The 23,535-nt window shown below is 64.3% G+C and carries 28 protein-coding genes; 17 read left to right on the plus strand and 11 right to left on the minus strand.

Going from position 1 to position 23,535, the window contains the following annotated elements; genetic code table 11:
- The first annotated feature begins 6 nt into the window (after window positions 1-6).
- Window positions 7-522: a 2,4'-dihydroxyacetophenone dioxygenase family protein gene (locus ACQY7X_RS03415; protein WP_428248446.1), complete on the plus strand. Its 516-nt coding sequence runs from the start codon at window positions 7-9 to the stop codon at window positions 520-522.
- Here the strand turns inward: ACQY7X_RS03415 and ACQY7X_RS03420 are convergent.
- Complete coding sequence (locus ACQY7X_RS03420; RefSeq protein ID WP_428248447.1) at window positions 519-1,379, minus strand: MBL fold metallo-hydrolase; 861 nt, start codon at window positions 1,377-1,379, stop codon at window positions 519-521. The genes ACQY7X_RS03415 and ACQY7X_RS03420 overlap by 4 nt on opposite strands.
- Before the next feature lie 78 nt (window positions 1,380-1,457).
- On the opposite strand from ACQY7X_RS03420, the gene ACQY7X_RS03425 reads away from it, so the two are divergent.
- From ACQY7X_RS03425 to ACQY7X_RS03480, 12 genes are all read left to right on the plus strand, one after another.
- Complete coding sequence (locus ACQY7X_RS03425; protein WP_428248448.1) at window positions 1,458-1,787, plus strand: ArsR/SmtB family transcription factor; 330 nt, start codon at window positions 1,458-1,460, stop codon at window positions 1,785-1,787.
- Between the two features lies 1 nt (window position 1,788).
- On the plus strand, window positions 1,789-2,322 hold the full coding sequence (locus tag ACQY7X_RS03430) for a rhodanese-like domain-containing protein (protein ID WP_428248449.1): 534 nt from the start codon (window positions 1,789-1,791) through the stop codon (window positions 2,320-2,322).
- A 7-nt stretch (window positions 2,323-2,329) separates the two neighbouring features.
- Entirely contained in the window at window positions 2,330-3,118 is a 789-nt protein-coding gene (locus ACQY7X_RS03435; RefSeq protein ID WP_428248450.1) for a sulfite exporter TauE/SafE family protein, read from the plus strand.
- Between the two features lie 10 nt (window positions 3,119-3,128).
- Window positions 3,129-5,039, plus strand: coding sequence for an asparagine synthase (glutamine-hydrolyzing) (gene asnB / locus ACQY7X_RS03440; RefSeq protein WP_428248451.1), 1,911 nt, complete (start codon window positions 3,129-3,131; stop codon window positions 5,037-5,039).
- Window positions 5,024-6,304 (plus strand): 3-deoxy-D-manno-octulosonic acid transferase, encoded by a 1,281-nt coding sequence (locus ACQY7X_RS03445; RefSeq protein ID WP_428248452.1) that lies wholly within the window; start codon window positions 5,024-5,026, stop codon window positions 6,302-6,304. The genes asnB and ACQY7X_RS03445 overlap by 16 nt, the downstream gene beginning before the upstream one ends.
- A gap of 16 nt (window positions 6,305-6,320) precedes the next feature.
- On the plus strand, window positions 6,321-6,800 hold the full coding sequence (locus tag ACQY7X_RS03450; protein ID WP_428248453.1) for a nuclear transport factor 2 family protein: 480 nt from the start codon (window positions 6,321-6,323) through the stop codon (window positions 6,798-6,800).
- Between the two features lie 42 nt (window positions 6,801-6,842).
- Window positions 6,843-7,658 (plus strand): CoA transferase subunit A, encoded by an 816-nt coding sequence (locus ACQY7X_RS03455; RefSeq protein ID WP_428248454.1) that lies wholly within the window; start codon window positions 6,843-6,845, stop codon window positions 7,656-7,658.
- A 5-nt stretch (window positions 7,659-7,663) separates the two neighbouring features.
- A complete protein-coding gene (locus ACQY7X_RS03460) occupies window positions 7,664-8,416 on the plus strand; it encodes a CoA-transferase (protein WP_428248455.1) in 753 nt (250 codons plus the stop codon).
- Window positions 8,413-9,174, plus strand: coding sequence for a DUF3750 domain-containing protein (locus ACQY7X_RS03465; protein WP_428248456.1), 762 nt, complete (start codon window positions 8,413-8,415; stop codon window positions 9,172-9,174). The genes ACQY7X_RS03460 and ACQY7X_RS03465 overlap by 4 nt, the downstream gene beginning before the upstream one ends.
- 125 nt (window positions 9,175-9,299) lie before the next feature.
- Window positions 9,300-10,217, plus strand: coding sequence for a DUF692 domain-containing protein (locus ACQY7X_RS03470; RefSeq protein ID WP_428248457.1), 918 nt, complete (start codon window positions 9,300-9,302; stop codon window positions 10,215-10,217).
- Window positions 10,201-10,968, plus strand: a complete 768-nt coding sequence (locus tag ACQY7X_RS03475; RefSeq protein WP_428248458.1) for a DNA-binding domain-containing protein — start codon at window positions 10,201-10,203, stop codon at window positions 10,966-10,968. Before ACQY7X_RS03470 ends, ACQY7X_RS03475 begins: the two co-directional genes overlap by 17 nt.
- A gap of 6 nt (window positions 10,969-10,974) precedes the next feature.
- Window positions 10,975-11,439, plus strand: a complete 465-nt coding sequence (locus ACQY7X_RS03480) for a DoxX family protein (protein ID WP_428248459.1) — start codon at window positions 10,975-10,977, stop codon at window positions 11,437-11,439.
- Here ACQY7X_RS03480 and ACQY7X_RS03485 read toward each other — a convergent pair.
- Entirely contained in the window at window positions 11,436-12,668 is a 1,233-nt protein-coding gene (locus tag ACQY7X_RS03485; RefSeq protein WP_428248460.1) for an MFS transporter, read from the minus strand. The genes ACQY7X_RS03480 and ACQY7X_RS03485 overlap by 4 nt on opposite strands.
- Before the next feature lie 123 nt (window positions 12,669-12,791).
- Here ACQY7X_RS03485 and ACQY7X_RS03490 point away from each other — a divergent pair, with 123 nt between their 5' ends.
- Window positions 12,792-14,144, plus strand: coding sequence for a hypothetical protein (locus ACQY7X_RS03490; RefSeq protein ID WP_428248461.1), 1,353 nt, complete (start codon window positions 12,792-12,794; stop codon window positions 14,142-14,144).
- 54 nt (window positions 14,145-14,198) lie between these two features.
- On the opposite strand, the gene ACQY7X_RS03495 is transcribed toward ACQY7X_RS03490, so the two are convergent.
- Window positions 14,199-15,107, minus strand: a complete 909-nt coding sequence (locus ACQY7X_RS03495) for an SDR family oxidoreductase (protein WP_428248462.1) — start codon at window positions 15,105-15,107, stop codon at window positions 14,199-14,201.
- Between the two features lie 26 nt (window positions 15,108-15,133).
- Complete coding sequence (locus ACQY7X_RS03500; RefSeq protein WP_428248463.1) at window positions 15,134-15,655, minus strand: KdsC family phosphatase; 522 nt, start codon at window positions 15,653-15,655, stop codon at window positions 15,134-15,136.
- Between the two features lie 185 nt (window positions 15,656-15,840).
- Between ACQY7X_RS03500 and ACQY7X_RS03505 the strand changes: the two genes are divergently transcribed.
- The gene (locus tag ACQY7X_RS03505) at window positions 15,841-16,626 is read left to right on the plus strand and encodes an AAA family ATPase (RefSeq protein WP_428248464.1); all 786 of its coding nucleotides are present in this window, start codon (window positions 15,841-15,843) and stop codon (window positions 16,624-16,626) included.
- Window positions 16,627-16,631: 5 nt separating this feature from the next.
- On the plus strand, window positions 16,632-17,378 hold the full coding sequence (locus ACQY7X_RS03510; RefSeq protein WP_428248465.1) for an AAA family ATPase: 747 nt from the start codon (window positions 16,632-16,634) through the stop codon (window positions 17,376-17,378).
- On the opposite strand, the gene ACQY7X_RS03515 is transcribed toward ACQY7X_RS03510, so the two are convergent.
- The 4 genes from ACQY7X_RS03515 to ACQY7X_RS03530 form a co-directional block, all read right to left on the minus strand.
- A complete protein-coding gene (locus ACQY7X_RS03515; protein WP_428248466.1) occupies window positions 17,375-17,869 on the minus strand; it encodes a YcgN family cysteine cluster protein in 495 nt (164 codons plus the stop codon). The two genes, ACQY7X_RS03510 and ACQY7X_RS03515, sit on opposite strands and share 4 nt — an antisense overlap.
- A gap of 6 nt (window positions 17,870-17,875) precedes the next feature.
- Entirely contained in the window at window positions 17,876-19,105 is a 1,230-nt protein-coding gene (locus tag ACQY7X_RS03520; RefSeq protein WP_428248467.1) for a polyhydroxyalkanoate depolymerase, read from the minus strand.
- Window positions 19,106-19,243: 138 nt separating this feature from the next.
- Window positions 19,244-19,861, minus strand: coding sequence for an SCO family protein (locus ACQY7X_RS03525; RefSeq protein WP_428248468.1), 618 nt, complete (start codon window positions 19,859-19,861; stop codon window positions 19,244-19,246).
- Window positions 19,858-20,187 (minus strand): 4a-hydroxytetrahydrobiopterin dehydratase, encoded by a 330-nt coding sequence (locus ACQY7X_RS03530; RefSeq protein ID WP_428248469.1) that lies wholly within the window; start codon window positions 20,185-20,187, stop codon window positions 19,858-19,860. Before ACQY7X_RS03530 ends, ACQY7X_RS03525 begins: the two co-directional genes overlap by 4 nt.
- Window positions 20,188-20,291: 104 nt before the next feature.
- Between ACQY7X_RS03530 and ACQY7X_RS03535 the strand changes: the two genes are divergently transcribed.
- Window positions 20,292-20,708, plus strand: a complete 417-nt coding sequence (locus ACQY7X_RS03535; protein ID WP_428248470.1) for a metallopeptidase family protein — start codon at window positions 20,292-20,294, stop codon at window positions 20,706-20,708.
- On the opposite strand, the gene ACQY7X_RS03540 is transcribed toward ACQY7X_RS03535, so the two are convergent.
- The 3 genes from ACQY7X_RS03540 to thpR form a co-directional block, all read right to left on the minus strand.
- On the minus strand, window positions 20,705-22,096 hold the full coding sequence (locus ACQY7X_RS03540; RefSeq protein WP_428248471.1) for a sensor histidine kinase: 1,392 nt from the start codon (window positions 22,094-22,096) through the stop codon (window positions 20,705-20,707). The two genes, ACQY7X_RS03535 and ACQY7X_RS03540, sit on opposite strands and share 4 nt — an antisense overlap.
- 74 nt (window positions 22,097-22,170) lie before the next feature.
- Window positions 22,171-22,881: a Sir2 family NAD+-dependent deacetylase gene (cobB, locus tag ACQY7X_RS03545; protein ID WP_428248472.1), complete on the minus strand. Its 711-nt coding sequence runs from the start codon at window positions 22,879-22,881 to the stop codon at window positions 22,171-22,173.
- Window positions 22,865-23,533: an RNA 2',3'-cyclic phosphodiesterase gene (thpR, locus tag ACQY7X_RS03550; RefSeq protein WP_428248473.1), complete on the minus strand. Its 669-nt coding sequence runs from the start codon at window positions 23,531-23,533 to the stop codon at window positions 22,865-22,867. Before thpR ends, cobB begins: the two co-directional genes overlap by 17 nt.
- Between the last annotated feature and the right edge of the window lie 2 nt (window positions 23,534-23,535).

Below are 23,535 nucleotides of genomic sequence, written 5' to 3' on the forward strand. Positions count from 1 at the left end.
AACACCATGACCGACGATACCAGCCGCATGCCCTACCAGCTTCCCTTCCCCAAGGAAGCCGCCCCCGAAATCGTGATCGGCAGCGTGATCCCCGAGGATGAACGCGTCTGGGTGCCGCAGGCGGAAAATGTCTGGTTCCGGCCGCTCTGCCTGCATGCCAGCCAGGGCTATTGGGTCAACCTGCTGCGCGTGCGCCGCTCCGGCGTGCTGAGCCGCCACCGCCATCCTGCCCCTGTGCATGGCCATGTGCTGCGCGGCAAATGGCATTACCTGGAACATGACTGGGTGGCGGAAACCGGCTCCTATGTGTTCGAACCGCCGGGCGAGACCCATACCCTGGTGGTGCCGGAGGATTGCCCGGAAATGATCACGCTGTTCCACATCACCGGCGCCATGATCTATGTCGATCCCTGGGGCAAGGTGATGGCTTATGAGGATGTGTTCAGCAAGATCGAGATGTGCCGCAAGCATTACATCGCCTGCGGCCTCGGCGCGGATTACGTCGACCGCTTCATCCGCTAGAACTTATTCACCGGCAGCTTGAGATAGCGGATGCCGTTGGCCGCCGGCGGCGGCAGCTCTCCGGCGCGGATATTCACCTGCACCGAAGGCAGGATCAGCGCCGGCATGTCGAGCTTGCGGTCGCGCGCCTCGCGCATGGCGACAAACCCCGCTTCGTCGATGCCATCATGCACATGCACATTTTTGGCGCGCTGCGCCGCCACCGTGGTTTCCCAGGCATACACATCGCGACCCGGCGCCTTGTAGTCATGGCACATGAAAAGCCGCGTCTCCGGCGGCAGGCTCAACAGCCTGCGGATCGAGCGGTAGAGCGTGGCGGCATCACCGCCGGGGAAATCGCAGCGCGCCGTACCGTAATCGGGCATGAACAGCGTATCGCCGACGAACACGGCATCATTGATCCGGTAGCTGATGCAGGCCGGCGTGTGCCCCGGCGTGGCAATTACCTCGATTTCCAGATCGCCTAGCGGCAAACGCTCACCATCCTGCACCAGATGATCGAAGGCGGAGCCATCGGTAGCAAGGTCAGCCGCATCGAAGATCGGCTTGAACACCTTCTGCACCTGGGCGATGCCAGCACCGATCACGGTGCGCGCACCACAGCGCCGCCGCACCACGGTGGCGGCCGAGAAATGATCGGCATGAGCATGGGTTTCCAGCGACCAGCGCAGATCCAGGCCCCGCTTTTCAACCTCGGCCAGCATGGCATCGATGGCAAAGGTAGCGGTGCGGCAGGATTTGGCATCGAAATCCAGTACCGGATCGATCAGCGCCGCCTGCCGGGTGGCATCATCCCAGACCAGATAGGCCACGGTGTTGCTGGCCTCGTGGAAATGTGGGGAAATCTGCAATGCCATGGCGCCCTCATTCAGCCTATTGCAAATATATTAGAAAATACTAAATTAGCAACATCTAAAATATATGGATTGCCGTAAATGCCAGCCAAGCCCGATGCCGCCGCCATGGCCGAAGCTGCGCAGGAAGCCAGCCGCTTCCTGCGCCAGCTCGCCAATGAAAAGCGGCTGCTTGCCCTCTGCCAACTGGTGGAAGGCGAATTGAGTGTAGGCGATCTGGCGTCACGCGTTAACCTCAGCCATTCCGCCCTGTCACAGCATCTCCAGAAGCTGCGTGACGACGGGCTGGTTGCTACGCGGCGTGACGGCCAAACCATCTATTACCGCCTCGCCGATCCCAAAGTCGCGGCGCTGATCGAACTGCTGTATCGGCAATTCTGCCAGCCCACCAGCAAATCAAAGAAGAAGTGACATGACCCTGCAAGCCATCTCTCCTGATCGTCTGAAAACCCTGATGGATGCCGGTCAGGCCGTGCTGATCGACATCCGCGAGCCCTCCGAGCATGCCCGCGAACACATCCTGGGCGCCCGCCTGGCACCGCTTTCTGCCTTTGACCGCCATGACTTCGACCGCGACAAAGACAAGGTTGCCGTGTTCCATTGCAAAAGCGGCAACCGCACGGCGATGAATGTCACCCGGCTTGCCGCTGCCGGCTTCCGCGAGGCCTATATCCTGCAAGGCGGACTGGACGCCTGGCGCAAGGCTGGCCTGCCGCTGCATGAAAACCGTGACGCTCCCATCGATCTGATGCGTCAGGTGCAGATCACTGCCGGCAGCATGGTGGCGCTGGGCGCATTGCTGGCCTGGCTGGTCTCGCCCTGGTTCATCGCGCTTTCCGGCTTTGTCGGTGCCGGGCTGGTTTTCGCCGGTGTCACCGGCTTCTGCGGCATGGCCCGCCTGCTCGCCCTGATGCCCTGGAACCGCCGCTTCGCCACGCCTGCGTGATGCCAGGATGCTTGGTTCTGCTGTAACGGTTGGCGCCGGTGCATTGGTCGGCGTGGTGCTGGGCCTGATCGGTGGCGGTGGCTCGATCCTGGCCGTGCCGCTACTGCTGTATGGCGTCGGCATCACCGATCCGCACCGCGCCATCGGCACGGCTTCGCTTGCGGTGGCAGCGAGTGCCGCTCTCGGCCTGATACCGCATGCCCGTGCCGGCACCGTGAAATGGCCCTGCGCCAGCGTGTTTGCCGCTAGCGGCATGATCGGCGCCGCCATCGGCGCCTGGACCGGGCGCCAAGTGGATGGGCAGAAACTGATCGCACTTTTCGCCCTGGCGATGCTGGCCGTGGCGGTGAACCTGCTGCGCAAGCGCAACGAAGGCGGCGACCCTGCCACACGCATCACGCCGCGCATCGCTTGGCGCCTGGGCGGGCTCGGCCTGCTGACCGGCCTTGCCGCCGGCTTCTTCGGCATCGGCGGCGGTTTCCTGATCCTGCCCGGCCTGTTGCTCGGTTCCGGCATGGCGGTGCTGAACGCCGTCGGCTCCTCGCTGCTTGGTGTTGCCGCCTTCGGCATGACCACGGCGGCCAGCTACGCCAGCGCCGGGCTGGTAGATTGGCCCATTGCCGGGCTCTTCATCCTGGGGGGTGCCTTCGGCGGCTGGTTCGGCCAGCGGCTGGCACAGCGGCTGGCACCTCAGCGTGGCCTGCTGACCGGACTATTCGCCGTCATGCTGGCGCTGGTGGCAGCCTACATGCTCTACCGCAGCGCAATGCTTCATTTCGGGAACGCGATGCTCTAAGGTCCGCGCCATGTGCGGCATCGCTGGCCTGCTTGACCCATCCTCCGGTTCCGACCGGTTGCGCGAGATCGCCGCGGCGATGACCGCCTCATTGCAGCATCGCGGGCCGGATGATGGCGATGTGTGGGCCGATCCCGCCGGCATCGCCCTCGGCCAGCGCCGCCTCAGCATCATCGATCTCTCGCCGCTTGGCCGCCAGCCGATGGCCTCCCATAGCGGCCGCTACATGCTCACCTATAACGGTGAGATCTATAACTTCCAGGCCTTGCGCCGCGAACTGGAAGCAGCCGGCGCGCAGTTCCGTGGCCATTCCGATACCGAGGTGATGCTGGCCGGTATCGAGGCCTGGGGGCTGGAGCCCTGCCTTGCCCGTTTGCAGGGCATGTTCGCCCTGGCGCTGTGGGACCATGAGACCCGTACCTTGTCGCTGGCGCGCGACCGCGTCGGCATCAAGCCGCTCTACTGGTATCCGGTCGGCACCGATGGCATCGCCTTTGCCTCCGAGACCCGCGCCTTCCATCTGTTGCCCGGCTTCGAGAAACGGCTGGATGCCGCCGCCGTCTCCGACTACCTGCGCTTCAACTATATCCCGACGCCGCGCAGCATCTGGCAGGGCCTGCGCAAGCTGCCGCCCGGCGGGTTGCTGATCAAGCGGCCCGGCGCCGCGCCGGAAGAGCGCCGCTACTGGACACTGGAACAGGCCATCGCCGCCGAACCGGCGATCAGCAGCGAGACGGAAGCCACCAGCCGCCTGCATGACCTGCTGCGCGAAACCGTGCGCGACCACATGATCAGCGACGTGCCGCTCGGTGCGTTCCTCTCTGGCGGCATCGACAGCAGCCTGGTGGCAGCATTGATGCAGAGCCAATCGGCACGGCCGGTGAAAACCTTCACCATCGGCTATGGCGAAGCCGGCTACGATGAATCGCACGCCGCCGAAGCGGTGGCAAAGCATCTCGGCTGCGAGCATACCACGCTTACCGTGACGCCTGCGGAAGCCCTGGAAGTAATTCCCGGCCTGCCTGCGATCTATGACGAGCCCTTCGCCGATGCCTCGCAGATCCCGACCTATCTGGTGGCGCGGCTGACCCGCCGGCATGTCACAGTTGCGCTCTCGGGCGATGGCGGCGATGAAGGCTTCGCCGGCTATAACCGCCATGTCATGGCGCCCGCCTGGCAGAATTATGCCACCTGGCCAGGGCCGTTGCGCCAGGGCCTGGCCGGGGCATTGCGGCTGCTCAATCCGGCGCAATGGGATGGCGCGGCATCCTTGCTGCCGGCCTCTCTGCGCCCGCCGCAATTCGGCGAGAAGCTGCACAAGCTGGCCGGCACGTTGCAGGCGGAAAGTCTGGAGCAGTATTACCGCCCGCTGGTAGAGCAATGGCCCGAAGCCAGCCTGCTGCTGCAACAGCCCGGCCCGGTGCCGGGCTTCCCGAAGCGCAAAAGCGGCGAAGACCTGGTGGCGTATCTGCAGCGCTTGGATGCCGAGACCTATCTGCATGACGATGTGCTGACCAAGGTGGATCGCGCCACCATGGCCGTGGCGCTGGAAGCGCGCGTGCCGCTGCTGGATCACCGCGTGCTGAGCTTCGGCCTGGCCTTGCCGCGTTCGATGAAGCTGCGCGATGGCAAGGGCAAGTGGCCGCTGCGGCACTTGCTTGGCCGCTATGTGCCGCCGGAATTGTTCGAGCGGCCGAAAAGCGGCTTCGCGGTGCCGATCGGCGCCTGGTTGCGCGGACCGTTGCGCGACTGGGCCGAGGACCTGCTGTCGGAAACCGCTTTGAACGAGACCGGCCTGCTGCGCGCGGCACCGATCCGGCAGGCCTGGCAGGAGCATCTCAGTGGCCGCGCCAACCGGCAATACGGCCTCTGGGGCGTGCTGATGCTGCAAGCCTGGCAGCGGCAATGGCTGAAACCGTGAGCGGGCTGGAAAGCCTGTGGCGCGGTATCGGCCACGCCATCGCGCCGGGCGTGGCTTTGTGGCTGCGCCGCCGCGTGACGCAGGGCAAGGAAGACGCCGCGCGCCTGGGCGAACGCGCCGGCATCGCCAGCCTGGCCCGTCCCGCCGGTCTGCTGATCTGGAGCCATGCCGCCAGTGTGGGTGAAGCAATGGCGCTGTTGCCTTTGCTGCAACGGCTGCAAGCGGCACGGCCTGATATCGCGCTGCTGATCACCACCGGCACCCGCACGTCGGCGGCCACCGTGGCGGCGCGCGCGCCCGGCCTGCTGCACCAGTATCTGCCTTCCGATCTGCCGCAGGCCGTGGACCGCTTCTTCGCCCATTGGCGGCCCAACCTGGTACTATGGAGCGAAAGCGAACTCTGGCCCGGCCTGCTGGCCGGCGCCGCCCGGCGGAATATTCCGATGCTGCTGCTGAATGCCCGCATGTCGGAGCGTTCCTGCCGCCGCTGGCAGCGCGTGCCCGGCATTGCGCGCTGGCTGCTCGCCGGCTTCGAAACCATCTATGCCCAGAGCCAGGCCGATGCCGAACGCTACCGTGCACTTGGCGCCGTTGACGTGCAGAGCCTCGGCAATCTGAAACTGGCGGCACCGCCCCTGCCCACCGATGAGGCCGCGCTGGCGGCATTGCAGGCGCAAACCGCCGGCCGCCGGCTCTGGCTGATGGCTTCCACCCATCCCGGCGAGGATGAGACCACCGCCGCCGTGCAGCAGGCCGTTGCCGCCCGGCATCCCGGCCTGCTCGGCATCGTGGTGCCACGCCATCCTGAGCGCGGCCCGGCGGTGGCCGATGCGCTACGCCAGGCCGGCCTGAAAGTAAGCCGCCGCGCCGCCGGTGAGGCGATCACGGCGGAGACGGATATCCATGTCGCCGATACGCTCGGCGAACTAGGGCTCTGGTATCGCCTCTGTCCGGTAGCGGTGATGGGCGGTTCGCTGATTGATCATGGCGGGCAGAATCCGATGGAACCGGCGCGGCTTGGACGTGCCGTGCTGTTCGGCCCGCATATGTTCAATTTCAGTGAAATCGCCGCCGCCTTGCTGGCACGCGGTGCGGCTTTGCAAGTGCCCGATGCCGCATCGCTTGGCAATGAACTCGCCCGGCTGCTCGGCGATCCCGTCGCCTTGGCGGCGATGGGCCAAGCCGGTGCGGCCTTTGCCGCCGAGCAGAATAGCGTGCTGGACAAGACCGAACAGGCCGTGCTGCAGCGGCTGCAAAAACTATAAGAGCGGGAGGGACACCATGAGCGAGACGGCGGCTTTCATTGCCTTGATGGAGCGTTTTTCCGATACCGTGCGGCGCCAGGATATTCCCGGCTTCACCGCTCTGTTCACGCCCGATGCCTATTACGACGATGTGTTCTATGGCCGCCACGATGGCCGCGCGGCGATTGGCGAGATGCTGGCGAAATTCTTCCGCGATGGCAGCGATTTCGAATGGGAGATGCACGAGCCGGTGGCGGCAAACGGCATCGGCTATGCCAACTGGCTGTTCAGCTTCACCTCGAATATGGCGCCGAACCAAGGCAAACGCGTGCTGATGGCCGGCGCCAGCCGCTACTTGCTGCGCGATGGCCTGATTGCCGGCTACAATGAATGGTGCTACCAGGCCGCCTGCCTGGCTGGTATCGGCGTGCCTGCGGCGGCACTGGAGAAATCACTAAAACGTCAGGATGCCGGCTTCCGTGCCGGCGCGGACCCAGTACGTCACCGCTTGCGCTAGGCGCCGCGCGGCGCGACAATCGGCGGGCCTTGGAGGAATACCATGACCCTCTCCGTCGATGACCTCGCCGCCCTGATCCCGAATGGCGCCAAGATTGCCGTGCCGCCGGATTATTCCGGCGTGGCGATGGAACTGACCCGCGCCATGATCCGGCGTGGTGTCCGGGACCTGCATGTGGTGGGTGTGCCGGTAACCGGATTCCAGACCGAAATGCTGATCGGTGCCGGCGCCGTGCGGGTGCTGGAAACCTCTGCCGTCACGCTTGGCGAATATGGCACCGCGCATCGTTTCATCGCCGGCCTGAAGCAGAAGGCGTTCCGCATGCTGGATGCCACCTGCCCGGCAATCCATGCCGCGATCCAGGCCGCCGGCAAGGGCATCCCCTTCATGCCGCTGCGCGGCATGCTCGGCACCGATCTGCTGAAACATCGCAGCGACTGGCCGGTGATGAACAATCCGTTCAGCGCCGAGCCCGATCCCATCGTGCTGCTGCCGGCGATCCGGCCGGATTTCGCCCTGTTCCATGCGCCCTATGCCGACCGCAACGGCAATGTATTCATCGGCCGCCGCCGCGAACTGGTGGCGATGGCCCATGCCGCCAAGCAGGCCCTGGTGACGGTGGAGGAAATCCGCGATATCGATCTGCTCGGCAATGAGGAAAGCGCCGCCGGCACGCTGACCGGCGCCTATATCGGCGGCATTGCCGTGGCACCGCGCGGCGCCTGGCCGGTCAATCTGTGGAACCTCTACGGCTATGACGAAGCGCATATCACGCGCTATTGCGAGCTGGCGCGCAGCGAAGCCGGCTTCGCGCAGTATCTCGCCGAATTCGTGCTGCCGCGCCAGGCGGCGGAGTAGGCACCATGAGTAACGAACTGCCCTTCCGTCCGCAGGAATTGCTGATCCACACCATCGCCCGGCTGCTGGCCGGCTGCCGCCTGATCGCCACCGGCTCATCCTCGCCGATCCCCGGCGCCGGTGCATTGCTGGCTCGCGCGCAATCTGCCGGCCGGATGCGGGTGAACGTGCTGGGCAGCATCCGCAATGATTTCTTCTGCGATGGCGGCGTCGAGCTGTTCGACATCGCAGCGCAGGGCCGGCTGGAAGCCTTCTTCCTCGGCGGCGGCCAGATCGATGGCCAGGCCAATATCAATCTGGTCGGCGCTGGTGGCGAATACCCGCAAACCAATGTGCGCTGGCCCGGCTCATTCGGCTCGGCCTATCTGTATTACCTGGTGCCGCGCGTGATCCTGTTCCGCGAGGAACATTCGCGCCGCGTGCTGGTGCCGAGAGTTGATTTCATCTCCTCGGCCGGTCCGCAGAATGATGGCACCTACCGTCCCGGCGGGCCTATCGGCCTGCTGACCAATCTGTGCTGGTTCTCCTTCGACCGCGCCCGCCGCCGCTTCACGCTGGAAAGCGTGCATCCCGGCCACAGCGTGGAAGAAGTGCGCGATAATACCGGCTTCGATTTCGATTGCCCGGCCAGTGTGGCGCAAACCGAAGCACCGGATACGGCAACGCTGGCGCTGATGCGCGGCCAGATCGCGCGAGAACTGGCCGAGACCTATCCGCGCTTCGTGGCACGGCTGTTCCCGGACAGCCTGGCGGCATGAAGCGGCTGATCCTGATCCTGCTGCTGGCCCTGCTGCTGCCGCTGGCCTGGAGCGGTGCCTCGGTGGCGTTCAGCGAACGGCCGCATTGGTCAACCGCTTCCACCGCCAGCATCGACATCGCGCCCAATCCGGCAACCACCAGGGAGGCCGTAATCCAGGTTTATGCCGCGCGGCTCTGGGGCTGGCGTGGCGCCCTGGCGGTGCATAGCTGGATCGCGGTCAAGCCGGAAGATGCATCGAGCTATCAGCGCTTCGACATCATGCGCTGGAGCAGTCCGCCGCTGCGCCAGCGCATCACCACCGAACCGGATACGCGCTGGGCCGGCAACGCACCTGACTTGCTGCTGGACCGGCGTGGCGCCGAAGCGGCGGCGCTGATTCCGAAGATTCTCGCCAGCATCGAGAGCTATCCGCACGGCAAGGATTACATCACCTGGCCGGGGCCGAATTCTAACAGCTTCATCGCCCATATCGGCCGCAGCGTGCCGGAACTGGGCCTGGAATTGCCGCCGACCGCCATCGGTAAGGATTACATCACCGACGGCGCCCTATTCGGGCGCGCACCCAGCGGCCAGGGTGTGCAGCTATCACTGTTCGGCCTCGCCGGCCTGCTGGTGGCGCCCCGTGAAGGGCTGGAGCTGCATCTGCTGGGCCTGACCCTGGGCATCGACCCGCTGCGCCCGGCGCTCAAGCTGCCCGGTATCGGCCGGATCGGCATGCCGGCCGCGCCGGAGCGTGGGGCCGGCGGCGCAAACTAGGATTGCCCGGCCAGAGCAAGGCGGCGTTAACCTTGCGCCAAACCGCACAACCGGGTGTTATGATCCTCCCACCTGGGGCCAAAGTCCATCCGAGGCCAAACCTAAGACCAGAAGGAGTCTTACTGGTGCCGATTGCAGCCCCGCTCGCTGCTTCCGCCCATGCCGCAGCGCTGCCGTTGCCGGCGGGCATCGGCATGCGTGCGCCGCACCATGGTGCATTGCTGGAACAGCAACCACCGGTCGGCTGGCTCGAAATCCATGCCGAGAGCTACATGGGTGGCGGCGCATCACTGCATTACCTCGATCAGGCACGCCAGCATTGGCCGATTGCCGTGCACGGCACCGGCCTCGGACTTGGCGGCGCCGAGCCGCCGAACGCAGCACATCTCGAACGGCTGGCGGCACTGGTGGCGCGGATCGAACCCTTCCTGGTTTCCGAGCATCTCGCCTGGACCGGCATCGATGGCCGCTACTACAACGACCAGCTTCCCCTGCCCTATACCGATGAGACGCTGGAACACACCAGCCGCAACATCGCGGCGGCGATGCACCGCCTGCGGCGCCCGATCCTGATCGAGAATCCCGCCACCTATCTGCGCTACAGCGAAAGCCATATGTCTGAGGTGGATTTCCTCACCCGGCTGGTGGAGAACACTGGCTGCGGCCTGCTTTGCGATATCAGCAACATCTATGTGTCGAGCTTCAACCATATCGGTGCCGGTGCGGCTTATGCTGTGGCGGAAGCCTATCTCGAAGCCCTGCCGCGCCAGGCGGTGCAGCAGCTTCACCTGGCCGGCTACAGCGAGAGCGACGCAGATGGCGATGCAATCCTGATCGACGACCACGGCACAATGATAGCTGAGCCGGTATGGCGGCTTTACCGTCATGCCGTGCAGTTGTTTCCCGAGGCGCAGACCCTGATCGAATGGGACAGCAATATCCCGCCGCTGAGTGCCCTGGTGGCGGAGGCGGCCCTGGCCGATCAGCATCGCGCCGACAGTCTGGGCAGCGTCGAGGAACCGGCCGATGAGCAGGCTGCCTGAATTGCAGCGCGACTTCGCCGCAGCCCTGGTCGGGCGGCCAAGCGCCATGGCGGCACGCGTGGTGGAGGATGCCATTCCTGCCTCGGCCCGCGTTCAGGTCTATGCCGACCATTTCCGCACCAGCCTGATCGAAACGCTCGCCGCCGCTTTCCCAGTCACCCATGCCCTGGTCGGTGAAGCCTTCTTCACCCAGGCGGCCCGCGACTTCGTACTGCGCCAGCCACCGCGCGATCCTCGGCTTTTCATGTATGGCGGTGATTTTCCGGCAGCTTTGCGGGCTTTGCGTGACCTCGCCGGCCATCCCTACCTGCCCTGCGTCGCGGCCTTCGAATGGGCCTTGCACCAAGCCTATCATGCCGAAGACGCAGTACCGCTCAGGCCCAGTGATATCGGGGACGCCGCGGCGATGGCAAAACAGACCCTGGCGTTGCATCCTTCGGCGCAGCGGCTCGACACACCCTGGCCGGTGAGCGAGATCTGGCAGGTACATCAGCCCGATGCCCCAGCCATCGACAGTATCGACCTTAAGCAAGGCGGCGAGCAGTTGCTGCTCTGGCGCAACGGGATCGAACTCTGCTGGCGCAAGCTGAACGCGGCGGAGGCCGCGCTGATCGATACCGTTCTGGCCGGCAAGCCGCTGGCCAAAGCCGTGGCCCAGGCCATGCTCCAGGCGCAAAGCACAGGGCCATTCGATTTCAGTGCCAGCTTTGCCTGGTGCCTGGAAGGCGGTATCTTCCGGCGGCCCGGGTGAGGCGCCATGCTGTTTGCGGTCCGCAGCGCCCTCAATGCCTTTCCACTCAGCCCGGTGCTGCTGATGCTGCGCATCGCGCTGGCGATGCTGTTCTGGCGCTCCGGCCTTACCAAGATCGCCACCACTGCTTCGGGCATGCTGCCGGAATTGCCGCCGCGCCTGGCAGCCGGCGTGGTGGAAATCTTCGCCAATGAATACCGCGTACCGCTGCTGTCCCCTGACATCGCCGCGATGCTGGGGGCCGGTGGCGAACTGATTCTCTCTGTCCTGCTGCTGTTCGGCCTGTTCGGGCGCTTCGCCGCCGCCGGGCTGCTGGTGGTAACCGCCGTGATCCAGTGGGTCTATCCCGGCAACTGGAGCGAGCATCTGCTCTGGGCCGGCTGCCTGCTGCTGCTGATCATCCGCGGCGCGGGCTCATTGTCGCTGGACCGCCTGTTCTGGGAGCCGCCTCAGGCGCGTTTCAGGCGCTAGGCCGCTTTCTCCCGCGCCCACCACCACAGAGCCAGCGGCCCGAGGGCCGCGCCGAAACCCATCACCGCCAGGCCCAGGCCCCAGGCCAGAACGCCGTGGCCGAAAACCGGGAACACGGCATCAAGCGCCAGGCCGACACAAAGCGGCCCCAACACGCTGGCACCAAAGCCGAAGATTGAATGCACTGCCATGGTGGCCCCGCGTGCGGCCGGATCGGCTGCCGCCATCATGCCGGCGGTGAGCGAGCCGGAATCACCGCAAATGAAGATGAAATAGACGCACATGAAAAGCAGCAGCCACAGGATCGGCAGCGCGCTCATGAAGCCATAGACCATGCCCAGCAGTGCCGAGATACTCATGATCACGATCAGGGCACGGCGGCGGCCGACTTTCAACGCCACTTCATTGCCGAGCAGGCTGGCCGGCAGGCCGATCAGAGTGATGAAGGCCGCCAGCAAGGTCGGCCCTGGCAACCATGAAGGCGTATTTGCCGCCTCGCGCGCCAAGGCGAAAACCAGGAAAGCCGTGAGCCAGGTGCGCATCGCCATCAGTTCGAAGCCATGGGCGCCATAGGCGACGATATAGCCAAGCGCCGCACGATTGCGGAATACCGGACGCCAATCGAGGCGTGGCTTGCCTTCCGCCTTGGGCGGCGGCAGGTCCGACAGCATCATCCAGGTGACAATACCCGGCAGCAAAGCCAGAGCCCCGACAACACCGAAGCTGATGCGCCAGCCGAACCATTCCGCCAGCAGGCCGGTAAGCGTGAAGCTGGCGGCGATGCTGACCGAGTAGCTGGCGGTATAGAGCGTGACAGCACGGCTTTGCAGAGCCGGACCGGAGCCACCGGGAAACTGCCCCAGCCGGTCGGTAAGCGCCCGCAGGCCGGGCATGTAGATCGCGGCATGGCCAATGCCGGCAATGCCGCGCAGCAGCATGGCGCTCCAGAAGCCATCGGCGAGCATGGCGTAGACCACCGTGCTGCCGCCGGCCAGCAGGCAGCCGGTGATGAACACCCATTTGGCGTCGATGCGGTCAGTCAGCAGCATCGCGGTGGCGACGCAGGCCATGTAGCCGAGATAGTACATGCCGGCGATCCAACCGGCCTCGGCATTGGTAAGGCTCCAGGCCTGGATAAAATCCGGTACCAGGGCCGGGAAACTGGAATTCGGCAGGATGCCAAACACGCCAAGCGCGGAAAGCAGCAGGATCAGGCGGCGCGGGGTCATCTTCGGCAGGGCTTCACATAACTGTCATCATATTGTCATGATTTACATCCACCCATGCTTGACGACCAGCCCTGGGGCCGGTGTCATGCTGGAAAAGATAAGAATCGTCTCGGAGTGAACGCCATGCTGCCTGTTTCCCGCCGCTCCTTCCTGCTCGGTGCCTCCGGCGCCGCTGCCCTGCCGCTTCTCGGCTGTGCCGGCACCCCGGCCGCGCCGGCGCCAACGCCGATTGTGTTTGTGCATGGCAATGGCGATACCGCCGCGCTGTGGCATACCACGCTGTGGCGTTTTGAATCGAACGGCTTCCCGCGCGATCGCCTGGCGGCCATCGACTTCCGCTACCCACTGTCGCGCAGCGCCGACGACAAGGAGCAGGAACTGCGTTCGTCCTCCGCCGAGGCACGGCAGGAACTGGCCGCTTTCGTTGCCGAGGTGAAGCAGCGCACCGGCGCCGGAAAGGTCGCCCTGGTCGCCTCCTCGCGCGGCGGCAACGCGGTACGCAATTTCATCAAGAATGGCGGCGGCACCGCCCATGTCAGCCATGCCATCCTCTGCGGCACGCCGAACCATGGCGTGATCGTTTCAGACCGCGTGCTGGTGGGCAGCGAATTCAACGGCGCCGGGGCTTTCCTGCGCCAGCTCAATGATGGCCCGAATGAAGTGGTGCCCGGCACGCTGTGGGCCACCACGCGCTCCGACAATGCCGACAAATTCGCCCAACCCGATGGCCGTTATCTCGGCCTGCCCGCCGGCACGCCCACCGGCGTCACCTTCGAGGGTCCGGCGCTGAAGGGCGCCAAGGATATTGTGTTGCCGGGCCTGGATCACCGCGAGGTGGCGTTCCACCCCAAGGCCTTCGCCGCGATCTACGACTTCCTGCTCGGCAAGCCGGCGGCCAGCAGCGCGATCCAGGCGGAAGCCGCCCCGGTGCTGAACGGCAAGGTGAACGGCATGCCCGGCGGCACCCCGACCAACCTGCCGGTTGCCGGCGCCAAGGTTGAGATTTACGAAACCGACCCGGCGACGGGGCAGCGCCGTGGCCTGGTGCATAGCAAGACCACAGGCGCGGACGGCCTCTGGGGTCCGTTCACCGCCAAGCCGGATGCGACTTACGAATTCGTCATCAGCGCGCCGGGCGAGGCGATCACCCATATCTACCGCACGCCCTTCCCGCGCTCGTCCAACCTGGTGCATCTGCGCCCGGGCCGCCTGAGCGATGCCGACAAGGCGGCGGGCTCCTCTATCACCCTGACCCGGCCACGCGGCTATTTCGGCCACGGCCGCGATGTCTTCACTATCGACGGTGCCGTCGCGCCGGGCGTGAGCGAGGGCGTGCCAGCACTTTCCACCGGCACGCTGCGGCTGCCGGCAGCGGCGCCCCGCACCGTACTGGTGCGCGGCAATGACGAGACTTTCGCGGTGCAAAGCTGGCCGACAGCGGAAAACCGCGTCGTGTTTGCCGAGATGCATTACTGACGTTCAGAAACCGTCATGGTCCGCCCGCGCGGGCCATGACGCCCTGGAACGGCATCACTTCTTCTGGAAGAAGCCGAAAATCTTCGCCACTTCCTCCATCGCCGCCGAGAAGGCGCGCGCCTGGCCCATATCGGTGATGCGGCCGTAATTTTCGGCGATCATTTCCGGCGACACGCTGGCACCGGCACCGAAGAACACGCCTTCGCTTTCAACCACCTGCGCCTTGGCATAGAAACCGGCGCCGGCGGAAACGATATCGCCCGTGACATTGCAGGCTTCCGAGCAGAGATAGACCACGGCGGCGGTGATGTATTCGGGTTTCAGATGCGGCAGCAGGGCCGGCGGGAACAGTGCCTCGGTCATGCGCGTGGCCGCCACCGGCGCGATGGTGTTGACCAGGATGCCGTTCTTGGCGCCTTCCTGCTTCAGCGCATTCATCAGGCCGACCAGGCCGAGCTTGGCGGCGGCATAATTGGTCTGGCCGAAATTGCCGTAAAGGCCGGCCGCCGAGGTGGTCATGACGATGCGGCCATAATTCTGCGCCTGCATCACCGGCCATGCCGCTTTGGTGACATAGGCCGAGCCGAGCAGATGCACATCCACCACGGTATCGAAATCGCCCAGTTCCATCTTGGCGAAGCTCTTGTCGCGCAGGATGCCGGCATTGTTCACCAGCACATCGACGCGGCCCCAGGCATCCATGGCGGCCTGCACGATGCGCGCCGCACCTGCGGCATCGGATACACTGTCGTGATTCGGCACTGCCTCGCCGCCAGCAGCCTTGATTTCGGCCACCACCTGGTCCGCCGCCTTGGCCGAACCGCCGGTGCCATCCACGGCGCCGCCGAGGTCGTTCACCACCACGCGCGCGCCGCGCGACGCCAGCGCCAGCGCATGGCTGCGGCCCAGCCCCGAACCGGCACCGGTGACAATGGCAACGCGCCCCTGGAAATCGATCGGCATCAGACTTTCTCCCTTATTTTTCTGGCTTATTTTTTCTGGTAGTCGAGCAGGTAGTCGCAGATCTCGCGCACCGCGCCATCGCCGCCCTTGGCCTGCGTGACATAGCGTGAGGCCTGTTTCACCGCCGGCCGCGCATTGGCCACCGCAACCGGCAGGCCGACTTCGCGCAGCACGGTCAGGTCGTTGATATCGTCGGCCATATGGGCCACCTGATGCAGCCCGATGCCCATCTCGGCGCAGATCGCCTTCAGTACCGGCAGCTTGTCATGCACGCCCATGTGGCAATGCTGGATGCGCAGCCTCTCGGCCCGGCGCGCAATCGCCGGGGTGTCGCTCATGGTGATCAGGCAGACGGCAATCCCGGCCTTCTGCACCGCGACGATGCCGAAGCCATCCTGCACATGATATTTGCGTGCCTCGCCGCCATCCTCGAAGTAATACAGCCCGCCATCGGTGAGCGTGCCATCAAGATCGAGCGACAGCAGCTTGATCTGGGACAATGAGGCAATCAGCGCGGCATCGAGCATGGGGGGAACGGCATCAGGCATGAATCGGTACATCCTCCGGCAAGGCGCCGATTATGCGCGAAGCCTCTCCGCTTGCCAGTGCCGCCGCTGCGGCAGGGATGCGGAATATTCTGTCCTCGCAAATTCTTATGTTGCCACAATGTTCTTATGGTGATAAGGTCGCATCATATTGCCTGACCATACTTTCCGCCTTTCGGAGCAGCCTGATGCTGACCAGCCCGTTTCTCAAGCGCATCACGCTGCTACCAGAGCGGATCGTGCCGGACCTCTTCCCGTTCAGCCGGCTGAAATGGCTGAACGGGGAGTTCGAGTTCGGCCTGACGGCGCCCATAACCATTCTCGCCGGTGAGAATGGCAGCGGCAAATCCACCTTGCTGGAAGCCATCGCCCGCCTTGCCGGCTTTCCGGCCTATGGCGGCAGCCGGGATCACCAGTTGCTGTCCGGCGTCGGCGCGGATCCGCTGGCCCATGCCCTGCGCGCCTCCTGGCTGCCGAAGGTGACGCGCGGCTTTTTCTTCCGCGCGGAAAGCTTCTTCAACCTGGCCGACTATATCGACCGCGATGGCAATCCCGATGCCTGGGGCGGCCGCAATCTGCATGGGCAGAGCCATGGCGAATCCTTCCTCGCCACCTTCCGCCATCGCCTGAACAGTCAGGAACGCGCCTTCTACATCCTGGACGAACCCGAGGCGGCGCTGTCGCCGCAGCGGCTGCGGCAATTCATCCGCATCCTGGATGAATGGCAGACCTCAAGCCGTACCCAGGCAATCATCGCCACCCATTCGCCGATCATCATGGGCCTGCCCGGCGCCGATCTGCGGCTGATCAATGCCGATGGCATCACCCCTTGCCGCCTGCGCGATGTACCGCATTTCCGCGAATTGCAAGGCTATTTCGAGGATCCCGACAGCTATTATGACGAAGCCATCAACACGCCGCTGCCGGAGGAACCTCCGAGCCTGCCTTACGATCCCGATGACGAGCCTTACTGAGCGTCATGCCCCTCTCTGCCCCTTTCCTGAAACGCCTGACCTTGCTGCCGGAACGGATCGACCGGAAGATTTTTCCGTTCAATCAGCTTCCCTGGCTGCAGGGTGATTTCCAGTTCAGTTTCACGGCACCCATCACGATTCTGGCCGGCGAGAATGGCAGCGGTAAATCCACGCTGCTGGAAGCCATCGCCAGCCTCTGCGGTTTCTCGGCCTATGGCGGCAACCAGCATCACCGGCTGCTGCATGTCGGCGCCCCCAATCCGCTGCGCGAGGCGTTCCGTGCCGCCTGGCTACCGAAAGTGACACATGGCTTCTTCTTCAGGGCCGAAAGCTTCTTCAACCTCGCCGACTATGTCGACCGCGAAGGCGACAAAGATTATTGGGGCGGCAAACGGCTACAGGATCAAAGCCACGGCGAATCCTTCCTTGCTACCTTTGAGAACAAGTTCAAAAGCCGCAAGCCGAGCATCTATATCCTGGACGAACCGGAGGCGGCCTTGTCGCCGCAGCGCATGAAGCGTTTCCTGCGCCTGATGGATAGCTGGCAGAATGGCAGCCATGTACAGGCCATCATTGCTACTCATTCGCCGATCATCATGGGCCTGCCCGGCGCCGATCTGCGGCTGATCACGCCTGACGGCATCACGCCCTGCCGCCTGCGCGATGTGCCGCATTTCCGCGAGATGCAGGAATTCTTCGCCGACCCGGAAAGCTATTACGATGCGGCGGTGAACACGCCTTTGCCGGATTAGCGTGGCTTGGCTGACTTCTTCGCCTGCTTCTTCGGCTTGGGCGGACCGGGATGATCGACCCAGTCGACGATATGATGCTCCAGCGGCCCGGACTTCAATTCCGAGATCGCCTTGCCGCGCACCGAGACGCCGAGCTTGTGCACCAGGTCGCGATCGCCACTCTTGAGGTAATGCCACCAGGGCAAATCCTTGCCCAGATGCACCCGGCGATAGCCGCAGGTCGCCGGCAGCCAATCCATCTTCGCTACCACCGCCGGGGTAAGCTTGATGCAATCGGGCACGATTTCCTTGCGCTTGGCGTAATTGGAGCAGGCGCCGGATTTGCAGTCGAGCAGGCGGCAGGCGACGTTGGTTGCTTCCAGCGTGCCTTCGTCCTCATCTTCCAGGCGGTAGAGGCAGCATTTGCCGCAGCCATCGCAAAGCGACTCCCACTCAGCGGTGGTAAGCTGCTTCAGCGTCTTGCGCCGCCAGAAAGGCTTTTCCGCCGGCATGGTGGCTCAAGTTTTCCGGTTATGCTTGGCGATGAAAGCCGCGACGCGCGGCGCGATCTGCTCGCGCCAGCGGCGGCCATTGAACACGCCGTAATGGCCAACACCGGGTTGCAGGTGATGCTCGCGCTTGGCCTTCGGGATGCGGCCGCAGATGGTATGCGCCGCATGGGTCTGGCCGATACCGGAAATATCGTCGAGTTCGCCTTCCACGGTGAACAGGGCGGTGCGCTCGATGGCATTGGTATCAATGATCTGGCCGCGCCAGGGGAAACTGTGCAGCGGCAGCAGATGCTGCTGGAATACGCGCTGCACGGTTTCAAGATAGTAATCCGCCGGCAGGTCCATCACCGAGAGATATTCGTCGTAGAACGCCTTGTGCTGCTGCGCGCTATCGCCATCGCCCTTGATCAGGTGATGGAACAGCCGCACATGGGCACCGACATGGCGGTCCAGGTTCATGCTCATGAAGCCGGTGAGTTGGATGAAGCCGGGATAGACCCGGCGCATGAAGCCTGGATAATTCACCGGCACGCGGTTGACCACCGAATGTTCGAACCACTCAATCGAGCGTTCCTGCGCCAGGGTGTTGGGCACCGTGGGGCTGAGCCGGGTATCAATCGGACCGCCCATCAAGGTCATTGAGGCCGGCGCATTGGGGTCGCGCGCCTGGCTCATCAGCGCCACCGCCGCCAGCACCGGTACGCTGGGCTGACACACCGCCATCACATGGGTATTGGGGCCGAGGTGATGCAGGAAATGAATGACGTAATCGATATAGTCATCAAGGCCGAATTCGCCATCGCGCAGCGGCACCAGCCGGGCGTCGCGCCAATCGGTGATATAGACCTCGTGGTTCGGCAGCATCGCTTCCGCGGTGCCGCGCAGCAGGGTGGCATAATGGCCCGAAAGCGGCGCCACGATCAGCAGCTTGGGGTCATTGCGCTGGGCGGTGCCCTCGCGCTCGAAATGCTTCAGCTGGCAGAATGGCAGCCGCAGCACCACGCGCTCGTTCACGTCGCGCTTGCGGCCGCCGACGGTGACATGATCAAAGCCGAATTTCGGCTTCGGATAGCGCCGGGTGACGCGCTCGAAAACCTCCAGGCCAGCCGCCAGGCCGCGCGCCGCCGGCATCATGTTCACCGGATGCGGCAGATTCAGCAGGTTGGCCTGCGCCTCGGCCATCAGACGCATCGGCGCCATGGCAGCATGCTGCCATTCATGCAGTTGATAGAGCATCGGGTCCCACCCCTTATGCCGCAGCGAAAACCGCAGCCATGGCGGAATCATGACAAGAAACCGCCACAAGGGATAGTCTTATTTTGCACTGCAAAAATATACTTTCGGCGGCCTTGACCAGGCTGCTATGGGTTCCCGTCAGAGCGCCGCCTTGACCCGCTTGACGATATCTTCCGGCGTGGCGTTATGGCGGAAATGCGCCAGATATTTTCCATCCCGGCTCATCAGATAGAGGAAGCCGGAATGGTCCATGGAATAGTCCAGGCTGGAATTCGGCAGCTTCACTTTCTGATAGTAGACGCGATAGGCCTTCGCGGCTGCGGCAATCTGTTCCGGCGTGCCGGTGAGGCCGATCATGGATTCGTGGAAGGCCTGCACATATTCCTTCATCACCGGCGGCGTATCGCGTTCCGGATCCACCGTGATCAGGATCGGCACCACGTCCTTTGCGGCGGCCGCGCCCATTTCATCCAGCGCAATGGCCACGGTCTGCAACGCGGTCGGGCAGATATCCGGGCAGGAGGTGAAGCCGAAATAGACCAACTGCAGCTTGCCGCGATAATCCTTGTCGGTGACGGCGCGGCCATTCTGGTCGGTGAGGGCATACGGACCACCGATGCTGACCTCGCCGACACCGGCACCATCCTGCTTGCCACCATCCAGCCAATGCACGGCATAGAAGCCGGCAAAGACCACCAGAGCCGCAACGGCGGCGATGACCAGGCCACGGATCAGGCCGCGCAGAGCGGAATTCATGGCGCCTTGCCTCCCATCGCAACGGCCCCCATGGCGACCGCCATTGCATCGATCACCTTGGCCAGATCGACATCGCGGCGGCTCAGGCCACCAGCATCATGGGTCGAGAGCGTGATATCGACGCGGTTCCAGACATTGAACCATTCCGGGTGATGATCCGCCTTCTCGGCTGCGAGTGCGACGCGGGCCATGAAACCGAAAGCGGCATTGAAATCGGCAAAGCGGAGACTGCGCTGGATGGCATCGCGGCCCTCGGCCAGCGACCAATGCGGCAAAGCTGCCAGCGCCGCCGCGCGCTCTTCCTGGTTCAGCTTGGCAATCGCCATGACCGCCTCCTCCGCTCGCCTATCTGCGGCTATACAAACCGCTTTGGAGCGATTACCTATCGTGGACCACGCCCCGCCGCAACCACCCTGGGACAACACGCCGCATGGGCTCTGCTTCACATATTGGTGCTGACAGGCTGCCGCCAAGCCTGGATGACCTTGCCGCACTCGCGGAAGCTGAACGTTCGCGCCTGATGCCGGCTTTAAGCCGCTTTCTCGATGGCGTGCCGATCCGGGTGGAGGAATTCCCCGACGAGGACGTGCAGACCACGATGGGGCTGGAAAGCCCCTTCGACCTGCTGGGCCTCTACCAGGGCGGTAGCATCACCGCCGAGGAAGCCGGCTACACCGGCACCATGCCGGCGATGATCTTCCTCTACCGTCGGCCTTTGCTGGATTACTGGTGCGAGAATGCCGAGCCGCTCGGCCGCCTGGTGCGCCATGTGCTGATCCACGAGATCGGCCATCATTTCGGCCTCTCCGATGAAGATATGGAGCGGATCGAAAACGCGACGGATTAATTCAGCGGTAGCGTCACCGTGACACGGGTGCCCTGGCCCGGCCGGCTGTCGATCACCAGCGTGCCGCCATGCAGATCGGTGAAACGCTGCGCCAGCGGCAGGCCAAGGCCGGTGCCGCGCGTTGCCTCGGCGATGTGACCGCTGGCCTGACCGAACGGTACCAAGGCACGGGCCACCTGCTCGGCGTCCATGCCCGGCCCGGTATCGGCTATGATGAAAGCCACCGCGCGCGGCTGCACTTCAGCCGTGAACAACACTTCACCACCGGCGGGCGAGAATTTCGCCGCATTGGAAAGCAGGTTGACAAATATCTGCTTCAACGCACGCTCATCCGCCTGCAGCAGCGGCAGCTCCGGCGGCACGGCCAGCCTCAATTTCACTTGCCGCTTGTAGGTCAAGCCGGAAACCAGCAGGCTGGCGGCCCGCATCGCAGCCGCAATATCGATCAGTTCGCGGTGCAGTTCGAACTGGCCGGCCTCGACCTTAGAGAGATCAAGAATATCATTGATCAGCGACAGCAGATGCTGGCCGCTTTCATGGATATGGCGAGCATATTCGCGATATTTGTCGCCGCCGAGCGGGCCATAGACCTCGCCTTCCAGCACCTGGCCAAAGCCGATCACCGCGTTCAGCGGCGTGCGCAGCTCATGGCTCATATGGGCAATGAAATCGGATTTGGCGCGCGAGGCATATTCAGCCTGCTGGCGCGCCATTGCCGCTTGCTGCAACGCCTGCTGCAAATGCGCTGCCTGAGCGCGGAGGCCGCCGGCGGCAGCATGGGTGACGCGGCGGTGGTGCGCGATGGCGTAATTCGAAAAGCCGCCGACGATGACGGCGGCGAAGAGATAGAACTGCATCACCACGAAAGCGCCGAATTCCTCAGGCATGATCCAGACCTGGAGCCACACAGCGTCGTAGATGCAGACCAGCGGCACCGCGATCCAGGCAATTTCCGGCAGAGTCAGACGCAGCAACACGAACAAAGCCACCACCACCAGCAGAATGCCCGGAACATAGAAGCCGCGCAGTGGTTCATCGGCCAGACCGACCAGCAGGCTGAAGCCCAGGGCAATGGCACAGGCAGCAGCTTGGGAATGCCACACTGCCCGGTCCGGCCGGCGTATCGCCGGATGCCAGGTCAGCAGCAGGAGCAGAATGAAACAGCCGCAGATCAGACTGCGAGCAATCAGCAACCGGGTACGGCCATCGGCGCCGTATAGCAGATCGACGGCGGCGAACAGGCCGAACAGCGACAAGGCCAGCAGCAACGCGATGCGGGCATAGAGCAATGTGGCATCCAGATCGGCCTGCCGATAAGCCGCCTCCTCGCCGGGATCAGCGAAACAGGCATCATACCAGCGCAAACGGCCTTTACCCGCCCCTGTCATCGCAACCCATTGCCATGTCACCCGAGGCAAGTGTCGCCTGAATCACGGCAAGGGCGCAACACAACAGCGTGGTGTCAGCCAAGCAGTTCCTGCACGTAAGCCGGGACAAGCTCGGAAGCCGGGCCGTAGCGTTTCTCGGAGAATTGCGAGTAGCCCTCGGAGGGTTCGAGATTGAGTTCCACCGTATGAGCGCGGCGGCGGCGCGCCTCGGCGACGAAGCCCGCCGCCGGGTAGACACTGCCCGAGGTGCCGATGGAAACGAACAGATCGCAGCCGTTCAGCGCCTGCTCGATGCGGTCCATGTAGAACGGCATTTCGCCGAACCACACCACATGCGGCCGCATGGCGCCCGGCGTGGCACAGGCCGGGCAGGCACTGGACAGGTCGATATCCTCGCGGCAGGGCAGCACGTTGCTGCAGCTGCCACAGCGGATCTTCAGCAATTCGCCATGCATGTGCAGCAGCTTCGTGGAACCGGCGCGCTCATGCAGGTCATCCACATTCTGCGTCACCAGCAGGAAATCGCCCGGCCAGACGCGTTCGAGCGCGGCGAGCGCGGCATGGGCCGGGTTCGGTTCGGCCTCGATCAGGTTGCGGCGGCGGGCATTGTAGAAATCATGCACCAGCGCCGGATTGCGCTCGAAGCCTTCCGGCGTCGCCACATCGCGCAGGTCATACCTGGTCCACAGCCCATCCTTGTCGCGGAAGGTGCCCAGTCCGGACTCGGCGGAGATGCCGGCACCGGTGAGAATGACCAGCGAATTATACTTAGTCACCGAAACCATAGCTCAGGGCAGGCTGCATCTGGCGCCGCTCCTGCTCCCAGGATTCGCGCTCGCGTGCCGCCTCGGCGCGCTCCCAATCCTCGGCCTCGTCATCCATCCAGCCATGGTCGTCAACGCCATCCAGGCGGTAGATCCGCTCCGGTGTGTAGATCGCGCCGCCATGAGAAAGGAAGCTGGAATAGAGCACGAAACGGTCGCAGGTGAAGGATGGCGGCGAGACCAGCGCGTGATGCGCCAGATAGGCGCCGAGGCGCTCCACCGGCGGCTGGTTCAGCCGCGCGAGCGTCACATGCGGCGTGAATTTACGCCGGTCCGGTTCCAGGCCCAGCCGCGCCATGGCGCCATCCACCTTCTCATGCAGCCGCTCCAGGCTTTGGCTGGGCCGCACGCCGGCCCACAGGCTGCGTGCCGCGCGCTTGTCGCCGAAAGTGCCGACGCCATGCAGCGCCACCTCAAAGCTCGGCATCTGGATGCCGGTAAGCGCCTCCGCTACATGGCGGGCGGTGCGGCCATCCACCTCGCCGATGAAGCGCAGGGTGATGTGAAATTGTTCGGGATTGACCCAGCGGGCTCCGGGCAGGCCGGAACACAGGCCGCGCAAGGCCAGGGACGTGGCCTCGGGTATGCTTAAGGCGACAAACAGGCGGACCATGG

Source organism: Ferrovibrio sp., assembly GCF_965278975.1.
Lineage (GTDB): Bacteria > Pseudomonadota > Alphaproteobacteria > Ferrovibrionales > Ferrovibrionaceae > Ferrovibrio.